Annotated in this window: 11 protein-coding genes, 1 tRNA gene and 1 other RNA gene; 12 read left to right on the plus strand and 1 reads right to left on the minus strand. The window is 40.6% G+C overall.

Features of this window, described 5'->3' with window-relative positions; translation table 11 throughout:
• Window positions 1-2 precede the first annotated feature (2 nt).
• The 10 genes from bioD to FQ082_RS11250 all read left to right on the plus strand — a co-directional run bounded on the left by bioD (window position 3) and on the right by FQ082_RS11250 (window position 9,100).
• A complete protein-coding gene (gene bioD / locus FQ082_RS11205) occupies window positions 3-722 on the plus strand; it encodes a dethiobiotin synthase (RefSeq protein ID WP_149493153.1) in 720 nt (239 codons plus the stop codon).
• Between the two features lie 65 nt (window positions 723-787).
• Window positions 788-1,151, plus strand: an RNA gene (gene rnpB, locus FQ082_RS11210) — RNase P RNA component class A.
• A gap of 175 nt (window positions 1,152-1,326) precedes the next feature.
• Window positions 1,327-1,403, plus strand: a tRNA-Met gene (locus FQ082_RS11215).
• Between the two features lie 408 nt (window positions 1,404-1,811).
• Window positions 1,812-3,608, plus strand: a complete 1,797-nt coding sequence (lepA, locus tag FQ082_RS11220) for a translation elongation factor 4 (protein ID WP_011512733.1) — start codon at window positions 1,812-1,814, stop codon at window positions 3,606-3,608.
• 55 nt (window positions 3,609-3,663) lie between these two features.
• Window positions 3,664-4,566: a signal peptidase I gene (gene lepB, locus FQ082_RS11225; RefSeq protein WP_149493154.1), complete on the plus strand. Its 903-nt coding sequence runs from the start codon at window positions 3,664-3,666 to the stop codon at window positions 4,564-4,566.
• A gap of 159 nt (window positions 4,567-4,725) precedes the next feature.
• Complete coding sequence (locus tag FQ082_RS11230) at window positions 4,726-5,121, plus strand: DUF4845 domain-containing protein (RefSeq protein ID WP_149493155.1); 396 nt, start codon at window positions 4,726-4,728, stop codon at window positions 5,119-5,121.
• A gap of 153 nt (window positions 5,122-5,274) precedes the next feature.
• Window positions 5,275-6,072 carry a ribonuclease III gene (gene rnc, locus FQ082_RS11235; protein WP_020442714.1) on the plus strand — a complete coding sequence of 266 codons (798 nt, stop codon included), beginning with the start codon at window positions 5,275-5,277 and terminating at the stop codon, window positions 6,070-6,072.
• Window positions 6,073-6,376: 304 nt separating this feature from the next.
• Window positions 6,377-7,393: a GTPase Era gene (era, locus tag FQ082_RS11240; protein ID WP_011512737.1), complete on the plus strand. Its 1,017-nt coding sequence runs from the start codon at window positions 6,377-6,379 to the stop codon at window positions 7,391-7,393.
• A gap of 56 nt (window positions 7,394-7,449) precedes the next feature.
• A complete protein-coding gene (gene recO / locus FQ082_RS11245; RefSeq protein ID WP_149493157.1) occupies window positions 7,450-8,214 on the plus strand; it encodes a DNA repair protein RecO in 765 nt (254 codons plus the stop codon).
• A gap of 91 nt (window positions 8,215-8,305) precedes the next feature.
• Window positions 8,306-9,100 carry a pyridoxine 5'-phosphate synthase gene (locus FQ082_RS11250; RefSeq protein ID WP_188018950.1) on the plus strand — a complete coding sequence of 265 codons (795 nt, stop codon included), beginning with the start codon at window positions 8,306-8,308 and terminating at the stop codon, window positions 9,098-9,100.
• A 37-nt stretch (window positions 9,101-9,137) separates the two neighbouring features.
• Here FQ082_RS11250 and FQ082_RS11255 read toward each other — a convergent pair whose 3' ends face one another.
• Window positions 9,138-9,725 carry a prepilin-type N-terminal cleavage/methylation domain-containing protein gene (locus FQ082_RS11255; RefSeq protein WP_149493158.1) on the minus strand — a complete coding sequence of 196 codons (588 nt, stop codon included), beginning with the start codon at window positions 9,723-9,725 and terminating at the stop codon, window positions 9,138-9,140.
• A 570-nt stretch (window positions 9,726-10,295) separates the two neighbouring features.
• On the opposite strand from FQ082_RS11255, the gene FQ082_RS11260 reads away from it, so the two are divergent.
• Window positions 10,296-11,477: an OmpA family protein gene (locus FQ082_RS11260; RefSeq protein ID WP_149493159.1), complete on the plus strand. Its 1,182-nt coding sequence runs from the start codon at window positions 10,296-10,298 to the stop codon at window positions 11,475-11,477.
• 353 nt (window positions 11,478-11,830) lie between these two features.
• Entirely contained in the window at window positions 11,831-13,678 is a 1,848-nt protein-coding gene (gene typA / locus FQ082_RS11265) for a translational GTPase TypA (RefSeq protein ID WP_011512742.1), read from the plus strand.
• Window positions 13,679-13,914: the final 236 nt, after the last annotated feature.

Genomic DNA, 13,914 nt, shown 5'->3' on the forward strand with positions numbered 1-13,914 from the left:
TGATGAGCGTGCTCTTTGTTTCAGGAATTGATACCGATATTGGCAAAACTTATGCAACCGGTATGATTGCCAAAGCGTTGATGCAGCAAGGCGTTAATGTCATTACCCAAAAACTGGTGCAAACGGGCGTCGCAAGAGATTTAATTAGCGGCAAAATGGGAATTGCCGATGATATTATTACTCATCGTCAGCTGATGAGTATGCCGCTACAGCCGTGTGATATTGATAGCACCACTTGCCCGTATCGTTATGAGAAACCGGCGTCACCGCATTTATCGGCTGCACTTGCCAGTGAAATTCTTAATACTGATGTGATTGCAAGCGCTACAAAAAATTTGCAAGCGGATTATGAGGTGGTGCTCTTAGAAGGGGCGGGTGGCTTATTAGTGCCGATCACTGAGCAATTATTAACCTTAGATTATATTGCTAAACAAGGCTATCCGGTTATTCTAGTCACATCAGGTCGGCTTGGTAGTATCAACCATACCTTGCTTAGCTTAGAGACGATCAAATCGCGTGATCTAGAAGTTCATAGTGTTATTTATAATCATATTCATGATAATGCTGCTCAGACAGATAAACAGATAGCCGCTAGTACGATAAAATTTTTGCAAAACTATTTAGCTAAGCATCATCCAACGGCGCATTGGTTAGCCTTACCTGTACAAGAGGATGATGGCGGTGGCAATACAGATTTTATACTCCCTAAAAACTTTGTATAAATCAGTGCTAAAAATAAGCTAAAAAACTTTCCGAAAGCGACATTAATTTTGCTATACTAGCGCGCTTGGTAGACTAGGCAATCGCCGCTGCACACTGGCAACAGACATGCAGGGGAGGAAAGTCCGGGCTACATAGGGCAGCGTGCCAGCTAACGGCTGGGCAGGGTAACTTGACGACCAGTGCAGCAGAGAGTAGACCGCCTTTAGTGTCTGACACTATCGGTAAGGGTGAAAGGGTGCGGTAAGAGCGCACCGCGTGGCTGGCAACAGTTCACGGCATGGTAAACTCCACGCGTAGCAAGACCAAATAGGCATCGGCATGGCGCGGCCCGCGTTCGATGCGGGTAGGTTGCTTGAGCGTATTAGCGATGATACGCCTAGAGGAATGATTGTCCACGACAGAACCCGGCTTATCGGTTTACCAACCTTTTTAACAATGTTTTAAACATGTTTCTTTATTAGCTAATTTTTAAAGAAGCACAGCAGTACCGGTTTGGTGTTTTAAAATTGCGCTTATTTTGAATTTAATTCAATTTTTTTGCAAAAAATGCCTTTTAAGGGTTGACGACAGTCACTCATATCGGCATAATACCGAGCCTAAAATGGCGATGTAGCTCAGCTGGTTAGAGCGCATGACTCATAATCGTGAGGTCAAGAGTTCAAGTCTCTTCATCGCCACCATTTTTAGCAAGACCTGTAACATTAAAAATGCCAATCATTATTTGATTGGTTTTTTTTTGCCTATTTTATGGCTAAAAATAAATATCTATTCATAGAATCTATATCAGATCTAACGAAGTAAATATTCTTGATTTAAAGCTTGCTTGTCTACCTTCATTTATAAAACCAAGGCTTGCTGACAAAATCCACTTACTTTATAGTGGAAAACTGCTAGAATACCCTCACGTGCCTGCGCGTAGTTATAACTAATAATCAGCGCTGTAGGCACTTCACTTGCTACAATACGGTTTGCTTAATGTAGTGATATTGGTGTATTGACCAATATCAGCTATGAGTAAGTATTCTATTGTTGCCATCTGACAGCATTTATATTCGTTATTCAATCCTCCATTATTTAGTAGGCGCTTTGTGACTGCATTAGCCAATATTCGTAACTTTTCTATTATTGCCCACATTGATCATGGTAAGTCGACCCTTGCCGATCGTTTTATTCAAATGTGTGGCGCGCTGCAAGATCGCGAGATGCAGGCGCAAGTCCTCGATTCGATGGATATTGAGCGTGAGCGTGGTATCACGATCAAAGCGCAGTCGGTGACGCTGTATTATGACCATCCAAATGGTGAGCGCTATCAGCTGAATTTTATTGATACGCCTGGTCACGTGGATTTTTCTTATGAAGTCTCACGTTCCTTAGCGGCTTGTGAAGGCGCGCTATTGGTTGTTGATGCCGCACAAGGCGTTGAAGCACAGTCGGTTGCTAACTGCTATACCGCGGTCGATCAAGGTCTTGAGGTCATGGCAGTTTTAAATAAAATTGACTTGCCACAAGTTGAGCCTGAGCGGGTGATTCAAGAGATTGAAGACATTATTGGTATTGATGCCGTTGATGCGCCACGCGTGTCGGCAAAATCTGGTCTCGGCGTTGATAAATTGCTTGAGGCGTTGGTTGAATTTATTCCTGCGCCAACGGGTGATCGTGACGCACCGCTGCAAGCGTTGATTATTGACTCATGGTTTGATAATTATTTGGGCGTTGTATCATTAGTCCGTGTACGCCAAGGTACGATAAAAAAAGGTGATAAACTTTATATTAAATCGACCAAAGATGCGCATTTAGTCGGATCAATTGGTGTCTTTACCCCGAAGCCGTTAGATACGGGTATCTTAGAAGCGGGTGAAGTGGGCTTTATTATTGCGGGTATTAAAGACATTGCAGGCGCACCAGTTGGTGATACGATTACGCATGCCAGTACGCCTGACGTCGATCGTATCCCTGGCTTTAAACAGATTACGCCGCAAGTATATGCTGGTATGTTCCCTGTAGAATCTACCGACTTCGAAAAATTCCGTGAAGCACTACAAAAACTGCAGATTAATGATGCGTCATTGTTCTTTGAGCCAGATACCTCAGACGCGCTAGGCTTCGGTTTCCGTTGTGGTTTCCTCGGTATGCTGCATATGGAGATTATCCAAGAGCGCCTAGAGCGTGAGTATGACTTGGATCTGATTACTACTGCACCTTCAGTTATTTATGAGATTGTGAAAAAAGATGGCAGCATTATCTATGTTGATAATCCATCAAGACTGCCTGAACCTAATAATATCGAAGAATTCCGTGAGCCGATTGCTCGTTGTCAGATTTTAGTACCGCAGGATTATCTCGGTAACGTGATGACGCTTTGTATTGAGCGCCGCGGTGTGCAAGTCGATATGCGCTTTATGGGTCGTCAAGTGCAGCTCATTTTTGATATTCCGATGGGTGAAGTGGTCATGGACTTCTTTGACCGCCTAAAATCAGTGTCACGTGGTTTTGCCTCACTTGATTATAATTTTGAGCGTTATCAGGTCGATAAATTGGTTAAAGTTGACGTGCTGATTAACGGTGACAAAGTCGATGCGCTTGCTATGATTGTCCATGAAACTCAGTCGCGCTACCGTGGTAACGCACTGGTGACCAAAATGAAAGAGCTGATTCCGCGTCAAATGTTTGATGTCGCTATTCAAGCGGCAATTGGCAGCCAAATTATCGGGCGTAGTACTGTGAAAGCCATGCGTAAAGATGTCTTGGCTAAGTGTTATGGCGGTGACGTCTCGCGTAAGAAAAAGCTACTGTCTAAGCAAAAGGCCGGTAAAAAACGCATGAAGCAAGTGGGTAACGTCGAGATTCCACAAGAAGCCTTCTTAGCCGTATTGCAGGTAGATTAGATTATTAATGAATGAATCATCATTGGATAAGTAGCTCGCTAATAGGCAATTAAGTATGGATTTTGATTTCAATTTGATTTTAGTGCCATTAACCATAGGTTTGGGTATTATTTGGCTATTAGATAAGCTGACACTTAAACAACGTAAAACACGGGGTCGCGGTAAAGAGAGCTTGCTGGTACGCTGGGCATATGATTTTTTCCCCGTGCTGGCGGTAGTATTAATTGTGCGCTCATTCTTAATTGAGCCGTTTAATATTCCGTCGTCCTCGATGGTGCCAACGCTATATACGGGTGACTTTATTGCCGTCAATAAGTATGCTTATGGTGTTCGTTTGCCACTGACTTATAATAAAGTAATCGATACTGGCACGCCTGAACATGGCGATGTTGCCGTTTTTCGCTATCCAGAGAACCCAAGTATTTATTATATTAAGCGCGTCATTGGCCTGCCGGGTGATACGGTTAGTTATAATCAAGGCACAATTGCGATTAATGACGTGCCTGTTGCTACTCAAGCCATTGATTTTGATGCCAATGCAGAGCTGACGTCACAGTTATATTCGTCAGGGGAAGTTGCTCCGGGTCAAATGCTGACAGAGGAGAATGCTGCTGTAATGGGTCAGCAAGAAGAAAGCGACGCAAAATATTTTAAAGAAACTCAAGGTAAGCATGAGTATGTTGTTCGTTATTTGAATGGTATGAACAGCTCGCAATATGCGCCATTTTTACAGCAACAGTCGCCAGAAGTGGTGAGCTCAGAAGGCAATGAATGGCGTATTAATGTGCCTGAAGGTCAGTATTTTGTGATGGGCGATAACCGTGATCGCAGTGCAGATGGACGCTTTTGGGGCTTTGTACCTGATGATAATTTAGCAGGAAAAGCAGTATATATTTGGATGCATAAGCCGCCAGGTCTACAGCTACCTACTTTTAAACGTAATGGTGCTATCGATTAATGACATCAATGTTCTATAGATACATTTACCGACAAACGTTTTGTGCTAATATTATGGCTATTCAATGCAATGATATCTAGCTTATAAACATGCACTAAGAAATAGTGTTTTCTAAGCTAGATCAATTACAAATATAGCTATTTTTCGTTGAGAGGTATTATGGTGCAACAGTTATCTGGCTTATCTACACAGCGCGGTGCTAGTGTCACGAGTATCGTTTTTATTATCATCGCTTTGGGTGTTGCTATTAAATTGATTGTTGCCATTGTGCCAGCACAAATTGGCGATTATCAACTGACTAAAACCTTGAGTGCGCAGCTTCAAGAGTCTAATAACAAGAAAGAGACTGCCAAACAGTTCGTTGAGCGTGTTGATAAGCAGTTGTCTATCAATGCTGATTACGATACCAAAGCAGAGGATGTGTTTACCTTTAAAGATAAAAAAACAGGTCAGTTGGCTATCTATAAAAAATATGAAAAAACCAATACGCTCTTTGGAAATATTGATATTGTGAATCGCTTTGAAGGCGATATTGATCCTACAATAGCAGAGTAATTCGATTTTCTAAAATACGAGCAGCAACGATATAACAAGCCAGTACTCTAGAAAACAGTTCTTTATGAGCTGGTTTTTTGTATTTAATATTTTTAAACGTTACTATTTAATGACCTTAAATAGTACAACAAAAGGGATAATCATAAGCCACGCATGAAACCAACTTCGCAGTATCCTCAGGCGGTTCCTAATCCACCAAAAAATAGCCTGTCTGATGACACGCTTGTTATTAGCTCAGAATTTATTCAACGCTTAGCAGTATTAACGCGAAAGTTGGGTTATGTGTTTAATGATTTAAGTCTACCTAAGCTGGCACTCACGCATCGCTCGTTTGATAGTAAAAAGAACTATGAACGCTTAGAGTTTTTGGGTGATGCATTGCTAGGTATGATAGTCGGTGAAGCGCTATATCATCGTTATCCAACCCAAAATGAAGGTCGTCTGACCCGCATGCGAGCGACACTCGTGAGGCAAGAATCCTTGGTCATTATCGCTCAAAATCTAGAGCTGTCTAATCAGCTAATATTGGGTGTGGGTGAGCGTAAAGGTGGCGGACGCAATCGTGCTTCTATATTGGCGGATGCCGTCGAATCCTTGATTGGTGCTATTTATCTAGACAGTCAAGATATGAATATCACACGAGAATGTGTATTGTCTTGGTACGGTGATTTGATTGATAATGTCAATGACCAAAAAGCCCTGAAAGATGCCAAGAGCCGTCTACAAGAATGGCTGCAGTCGAAACAATTCGACTTACCACATTATGAGTTGATGGAAACACGCGGTAATGCCCCGCATCAGATATTTGTGGTACGCTGTCAGGTAAACATTCTTAATTGTCCTGATATTACCGAATCCGGTGAAAGCCGCCGTATTGCTGAGCAAAAAGCAGCAGAATTGATGATTAATCAACTTCATAAGCTGCCAAGTGTGCCTAAAAAACGCAGCTAATGGCTTTTGTAAAATTACCCTGATTTTATATTGCTGACTTGATAGTAATGCCTTCAACACTATCATTTCTATATTTTAAAAATGCTCATTTTTTAACGAATTAGTATTGCAACATCAAATATTCTTAACTTGATAACAGTGCTGCTATTTATGTCATATGCGCATACAGCAGTTTAACTGATGACAAACCCCACAGGATTACCCTATGAGCAATCATACTGACTTGCCATTAAATAATGAAGATAATGCCACAAATATGACCGAAAATACTGACCTAAATATAAGTACAAACAATGCAGTAGACATGAGTGAAGTAGAAATCAACGAAACAGAAAACAATGCAGTAGATAACGATTCAGCAATCGAAGATTTCTTTTCACCAAATAATGGCGCGCTTGCTGCTGAAGGTTTTAAAACTGGCTATGTCGCCATTGTTGGTCGTCCAAATGTCGGCAAATCAACGCTGATGAACCATTTATTGGGTCAAAAGCTGTCCATCACCTCACGTAAACCACAAACGACGCGTCATCGTATCCATGGTATCTTGTCTAATGATGAGATGCAGGCAGTATTTGTCGATACCCCCGGTATTCACCGCAACGAAGTACGTGCTATCAATGAACGCATGAATAAAGCGGCCGTCTCTGCATTGGTAGATGTAGACTTAGTATTGTTTGTCGTTGATTCTGATCAATGGCGTGACGATGATTTACTGGTTCTACAAAAGCTTGGTGATACCAATTTAAATGTGGTTTTAGTGATTAATAAAGCCGATACCTTAAAAGATAAAGGCAGTGTTTTACCGTTAATGGAAACCTTTAATGATAGTTTTGATTTTGCTGATATCGTTCCCGTTTCTGCATTGAAGAATCAAAACTTGGATCGTCTGCAAGAAGTAATCGCATCACATTTGCCAGTCGCTGCGCCAATTTATGATACAGAACAAATCACTGATCGCTCAGAGCGTTTCTTAGCCAGTGAAATTATTCGTGAAAAAATCATGCGCAGTGCCGGTGATGAAGTACCTTACGATTTAACGGTACAAATTGACGGCTTTAAAGATGAAGCGGCTCATACTGACCCAAAAACTGGTCGTCCACGTAAAGCCTGTACCTTTATCGATGCCACTATTTATGTCGAGCGTAGCGGGCAAAAAGCGATTGTGATTGGTGACAAAGGGCAACGTATCAAACAAGTGGGTATGGATGCTCGTAAAGATATGGAGCAGCTGTTTGATAAAAAAATCATGTTAACGCTGTGGGTAAAAGTTAAGCGCGGTTGGTCGGATGACGAGCGAGCTTTGACCAGTTTAGGCTATTAAAAATATTAATAGCCACTCTCTTTTATATTGAGTGAACTATAGCTGAGGTAATAATCATGCGTAACGAAGCGTTAATCGGTTATTTATTACATCAGCGCCCTTATCAAGAAAAGCGCGCCTTATATTATTTATTTTCTCAGCAGCATGGGGTGATACATGGTATTGGTAAAAAAGGCGCGCCACTATTTATGCCTTTACAACTCTTTGCTACTGGCAAACGTGATCTCAAAACATTCAGTCAAATCAATATAGCCTCTTTTAGTTCAGTCCATACACAAGCTGTCCAAGATGATAATGCCGCAAATGTAGATATACGACATCAAGAAAGCATTACAGGTCAGCATCAATATGCGGCCTTGTATTTGAACGAGATATTGTGGCGATTGTTGCCTACTGAAGATCCTATGCCCATATTATGGCAACATTATCAAAATAGCCTAGATGCGCTCAAAAACCCCCTAACCGCTGACGAGCTACGTCTGTGCTTGCGCCAGTTTGAGAGCTATCTATTTGATGAGTTGGGATTTTCACTGACGTTACATCAAGACAGCCTTGAAAACCCTATTGAGCCTGAACAGGTTTACCGATTCTTACCCGATATGGGCTTAGTGCCGACTTTGCATACAGAACATGGCGAAAGTATGGTTGGTCATGCGGTTTTTAAAGGGAATGATATTTTGATAATGGTAGAGCAAGGGTTGTCCGTTAGTACGCTGAACGCATGGTCGCGTTTACATCGGCAGTTGATTGATCATATGCTTGATTATCAACCGCTACAAAGTCGTCTGCTTTGGCAGCAGCAACAGCGTTATCAACTATAAAGCGTATTTAACAATAGAATATGTTCACAACTACTTATCATCAATAAGCTATTTTTAGTAAATGATCTAACTATTAATAAAAGGATTTTTTATGACGGATACAGCGCAGATTTTGCCGACTACATTAGAGCAAAATCTACAAAATACTTCAAAAAAACCACTCTTAGGTGTCAACGTTGACCATGTGGCAACCTTACGTCAAGCACGCGGTGTGGGCTATCCAAGCCCACTAGCTGCAGCTCTTTTGTGTGAGAAAGCAGGTGCTGACGGTATCACTATTCATTTGCGTGAAGATCGCCGTCATATTCAAGATGCCGATGTATATGAGATGGCAGGGCAGCTGACCACAAGAATGAATCTAGAGATGGCAGCAACGACTGAAATGCTAGACATAGCCTGTCAAGTCAAACCATATTGGGTATGCCTAGTGCCGGAAAAACGTGCTGAACTGACTACAGAAGGGGGGCTTGATGTGGCAGGGCAGCTAGCCTCATTGACAGATTATGTCAGTCAGTTACAAGCAGCAGGTATCAAAGTCTCTTTGTTTATTGATCCAGAAGATAAGCAGATCGAGGCAGCAGTTAATTGTAGCGCTGACGCAATCGAATTACACACAGGTTCTTATGCTGAAGCAGGTCTGGCAGGTAAAACAGATAGGGTAAATGTAGAGCTTGAACGTATTAAAAATGCAGTGATTACCGCTAAACGAGTTGATAGTAAACTGTTGGTCAATGCTGGTCACGGTCTAACACGTGATAATGTTCATGCGATTGCCCAAATTGACGGTATGTATGAGCTAAATATTGGTCATGCTTTGATAGCAGATGCGCTATTTGTGGGGATAGAGCAGGCGGTTATTATGATGAAAACAGCGATGCACCGATAGCTACGACAGTTTATTCTTAGCTTATATTGCTATTTCATTATGTACCACATCCGGTCGGATGGTTTTCGTTAGGTTTGTAGGTAATACCGCCTGTCTGATTAAAAGAGATTTGGTACATGGTGTGATTATAGGTTGAGGTTGGACAGTATTTAATATGTCCGAAATGCCCACGAGGACTGCCACTATCGCCCCAAAATTTAGTGTAGTGACGGTTATCACCGACCCGTAAATATAAAGTACTGTATTTTGGGTTCAGCGCTTGGTCTTCTAATAAATCATCAATACCAACATCAAAATTGTTATTATTATTTTTATCTGAGAATAATAATAACTTTTTAAAGCTGTCTCTATGGCAAAGACCACCACCATTAGATAAGCAAACCAGTAAATCTTGTCTTCTAATATGACTCTCAGCTTTTGCCAAAGTCAAGGTAGTTTCTATTTGACTTGCAATACGTTTGGCTTCCATACTTGCCAACTGAGTCAAAATATAAGGTGTGGCAATCATTAATATAATAGCTAAGATAGCAATGGTTACGATTAATTCTACTAAATTAAACCCATGCTCATCATGCCGTCTAAAACCCTTCGAGCATATTGAAAGTATTCTATATGATATAGCCATAATGGACTGCTACCTGTATAAAAGGGATAGCTAAGATGGTTTTAAATGTTTATTGTATTTTTAAATCTATTGTTCGTGTCACCATTTGTTTTATCAAGTTGCATTACTACTATAGTGAATATCAAAAAAAGCCATTAATCGGAATAAGTGGAATATTATTTGGTTTATATAATAGTAAATATAAACCAAATATATGTCTACTGTCAAAGAATGTTTCAATTCGTGAATAGATGCTTTTAATAATAGAGAAAATTAACTACTTGTATTAAAATGAGTTGCAACAATAGGTAAGAATCGTTTCATCATCTATTGCGACCTAACATACAAAAGATAAAGAGTGTAAAGTGTGTTAGCTCTCAGTAAGTTAAGCAGGCTAATGTGTTTTAGTTATGACATTATCGTGTAATAATGTGTAGCTGGTTTACGAAAAAAGTTGTAAACTGAATTGATAATCGCTAAGCTACGTCTTAATTGGTTTTGCTTTGTAATTTTAAGTTCGTAAATGATGTTTGTTTTTGAGCAATAGTTTTGCTTAATGCACTACTAAAATTATCCTTTGGAGGAAGTTTCATGAAATTAAATAAAATTGCTTTGGCTTTGTTTGCCATCACAGCAGCCCCACTAGCAGCTAACGCTGGCGTAACTATCAGCCCATTACTACTTGGTTATCATTACAGCGAAGGTGCTGACGACGAGCAGCGCGAATTATTACAAAACTATAATGATGGCACCGAAAACTTTTATAAAGAAAATGGTCTTTATACTGGTGCTGCGCTAGGTATTGAATTGACTCCATCTACTCAGTTTCAAGTAGAGTATGGTGTATCAAATACTGATGCAATAAGCAATAAAGGTGGATCTTTCGATACAGAACAAGAAATGATCTCTGGTAACTTCTTGATCGGTACTGAGCAATTTACTGGTTATACTGATAACGCATTCAAACCGTATGTCTTGGTTGGTGCTGGTCAATCTAAAATTGAAATCGAAGACGCAGCTGGTACTGAAGTTACAAGCACTAAAGATACAATCGGTAACCTAGGTCTAGGTGCTATGTATCGTATCAACAACGCGCTAAGCCTACGTGGTGAAGCTCGTGCGATTCATAACTTTGATCAAAACTGGTGGGAAGGCATGGCTTTGGCCGGTCTAGAAGTGGTACTTGGTGGTCATTTAGCACCTGCAGTAGCTGTTCCACCGATGCAAGAGCCTAACGTTCAGACTCCACCAATCGTTGTTGTAGAATCTGATCTTGATTCAGACGGCGATGGCGTACCTGATAGCATCGATGCTTGCCCAGGTACTCCAATGAATGTTGTTGTAGATGAGCGCGGTTGTCCAGTACCAGTAGATATTACTGATGAATTGAAAATGGAACTACGTGTATTCTTTGATAACGATAAATCAGCTATCAAAACTCAGTACAAACCTGAAATCGCTAAAGTAGCAGAGAAGATGCGCGAGTATCCTAACTCTACCGCTCGTGTTGAAGGTCATGCTTCTAAAACTGGTCCATCAGCACGTTATAACCAACGTCTGTCTGAAGCCCGTGCTGTTGCTGTGAAATCTATGTTGACTAACGAATTTGGTATTGCTCCAAACCGTCTATCAACCGTTGGTTATGGTTATGATCAACCAATCGCTGACAACAACACTGAAGAAGGTCGTGCTATGAACCGTCGTGTTTATGCCATCATCACTGGTGACAAAACAATGACTGTTGAACAAACTAAAGATATGGTTGTTCAATAAGTAATAGCTACTAGTTATGTAAGAAGCTAATTAGTTACAAAAAAAGTCATCCAATGGGTGGCTTTTTTTTATTTATGTATCGAGAAAAGTAAGTTATTACATAAATTTATGATTTAATAATGCTATACTAGCCACCCAAACACTTTGTAAACTGACAAAGTGTAATTAGCATAGCTATCTGTACGATGGATTCATCACCATAAGTCTATGTTTTACTTCTATTAATTATCTAGCTGTACCTATTGTATGGTTGTTTAATCATAGCGTAATACTACTTATCTGGTTAATGGCAAAAGTTTATCCAGCGGTGCTTACTGCTACTGCATTTTTTTAAGACGAAACGAGCATTTTATATGGCGAACGATATCAAACACCTGCGTAACATTGCAATTATTGCCCACGTTGATCACGGTAAAACAACTTTGGTTGATAAGCTATTACATCAGTCTGGTACTTTTGGCGACCGTGCAAATATTGCTGAGCGTGCAATGGATTCAGGTGATATTGAGCAAGAACGTGGTATTACTATTTTGGCGAAAAATACAGCCATTCGTTGGACAGATAACACTGACGGTACTGAGTATCGTATTAATATTGTGGATACCCCTGGTCACGCCGATTTCGGTGGTGAAGTTGAACGTGTAATGTCTATGGTTGACTGTGTACTTCTAGTAGTTGATGCTGTTGATGGTCCAATGCCACAAACTCGTTTCGTAACGCAAAAAGCGTTCGAGCAAGGTCTAAAGCCTATTGTTGTTATCAACAAAATTGACCGTCCTGGTTCACGTCCTGATTGGGTAATGGATCAAATTTTTGATTTGTTCGATAATCTGGGTGCGACTGATGAGCAGCTTGATTTCCCAGTGGTATATGCCTCAGCATTGAATGGTATTGCAGGTTTAGAAGCTGATGATTTAGCTGATGACATGACGCCACTGTTCAAAACTATCGTTGATGTTGTACAGGCTCCACAGGTTGATGCAGATGCACCATTCCGTATGCAAATCTCAAGTCTTGACTACAATAGTTTCGTTGGTGTTATCGGTATTGGTCGTATTCAGCGTGGTAAAGTAAAAACCAATACACAAGTAACTGTCATTGATAAAAATGGCAATACCCGTAATGGCCGTATCCTAAAAATCATGGGCTATCATGGTCTTGATCGTATTGATGTTGAAGATGCACAAGCTGGTGACATCGTTTGTATTACTGGTATTGATTCGCTTAATATCTCAGATACGATTTGTGATCCTAGTGCTGTCGAAGCATTACCAGCATTAACGGTTGATGAACCTACCGTTTCTATGAACTTCCAAGTAAATAACTCACCTTTTGCTGGTCGTGATGGTAAGTTTGTGACCTCACGTAATATTCGTGAGCGTCTTGAGCGTGAATTGATTCATAACGTAGCATTACGTGTAGAAGATACAGAATCTCCTGATAAATTTAAAGTATCAGGTCGTGGTGAGTTGCATTTATCTGTATTGATCGAAAACATGCGCCGTGAAGGTTTCGAGATGGGCGTTTCAGGTCCAGAAGTTATCGTCAAAGAAGTTGATGGTAAGCTACAAGAGCCGTATGAAAATGTTGTCTTCGATATCGAAGATGCGCATCAAGGTCCTATCATGGAGCAGGTTGGCTTGCGTAAAGGCGAGATGACCAATATGGAGCTTGATGGTAAAGGTCGTATGCGTATCGAAGCGACAATGCCTGCCCGTGGTTTGATTGGTTTCCGCTCTGAGTTCTTAACCCTGACTTCAGGTACAGGTATCATGACTTCAAGCTTTTCACATTATGGTCCACAGAAAGTTGGTGAGGTTGGTGCTCGCTCAAACGGTGTTTTGGTTTCTATGGCGAAAGGTGTTTGCTTAGGTTTTGCTTTATTTAACCTACAAAAACGCGGTAAATTATTTGCTGAGCCACAGCTTGAAGTGTACGAAGGTATGATTATTGGTCTTAACTCACGTAATGATGACATGGCAGTGAACCCGACGACTGGTAAGCAGTTAACCAACGTTCGCGCTAGTGGTACTGATGAAGCATTGACACTGACTCCAGCGGTTAAGTTTACGCTTGAGCAAGCACTTGAATTCATTCAAGATGATGAATTGGTAGAAGTAACGCCAAAAGCAATACGTATTCGTAAGCGCTATTTGACTGAAAGTGAGCGTAAACGTTATGGTCGTAAGAAAGGTGCGTAATATTGAACAATAAATAGTGGTTATCCATTATTTGGTTCTGCATTAAAGATATCTAGTGAGCAGCATAGAATAGTGGTATACCAACTATTCTATGCTGCTTTTTTTTGTGTTGCATTTTATATAGAATAAAAAGACAATAGTCGGATATCACTTACTAAAAAAACGAGTAATCTTACGGTTATTATTAAAATCCCAAGTTGGATGCATCATTTATACGCTTATCTTATGGTCAATAA

It is taken from the genome of Psychrobacter sp. ANT_H56B (assembly GCF_008369245.1).
GTDB classification, from domain to species: Bacteria; Pseudomonadota; Gammaproteobacteria; order Pseudomonadales; family Moraxellaceae; genus Psychrobacter; species Psychrobacter cryohalolentis.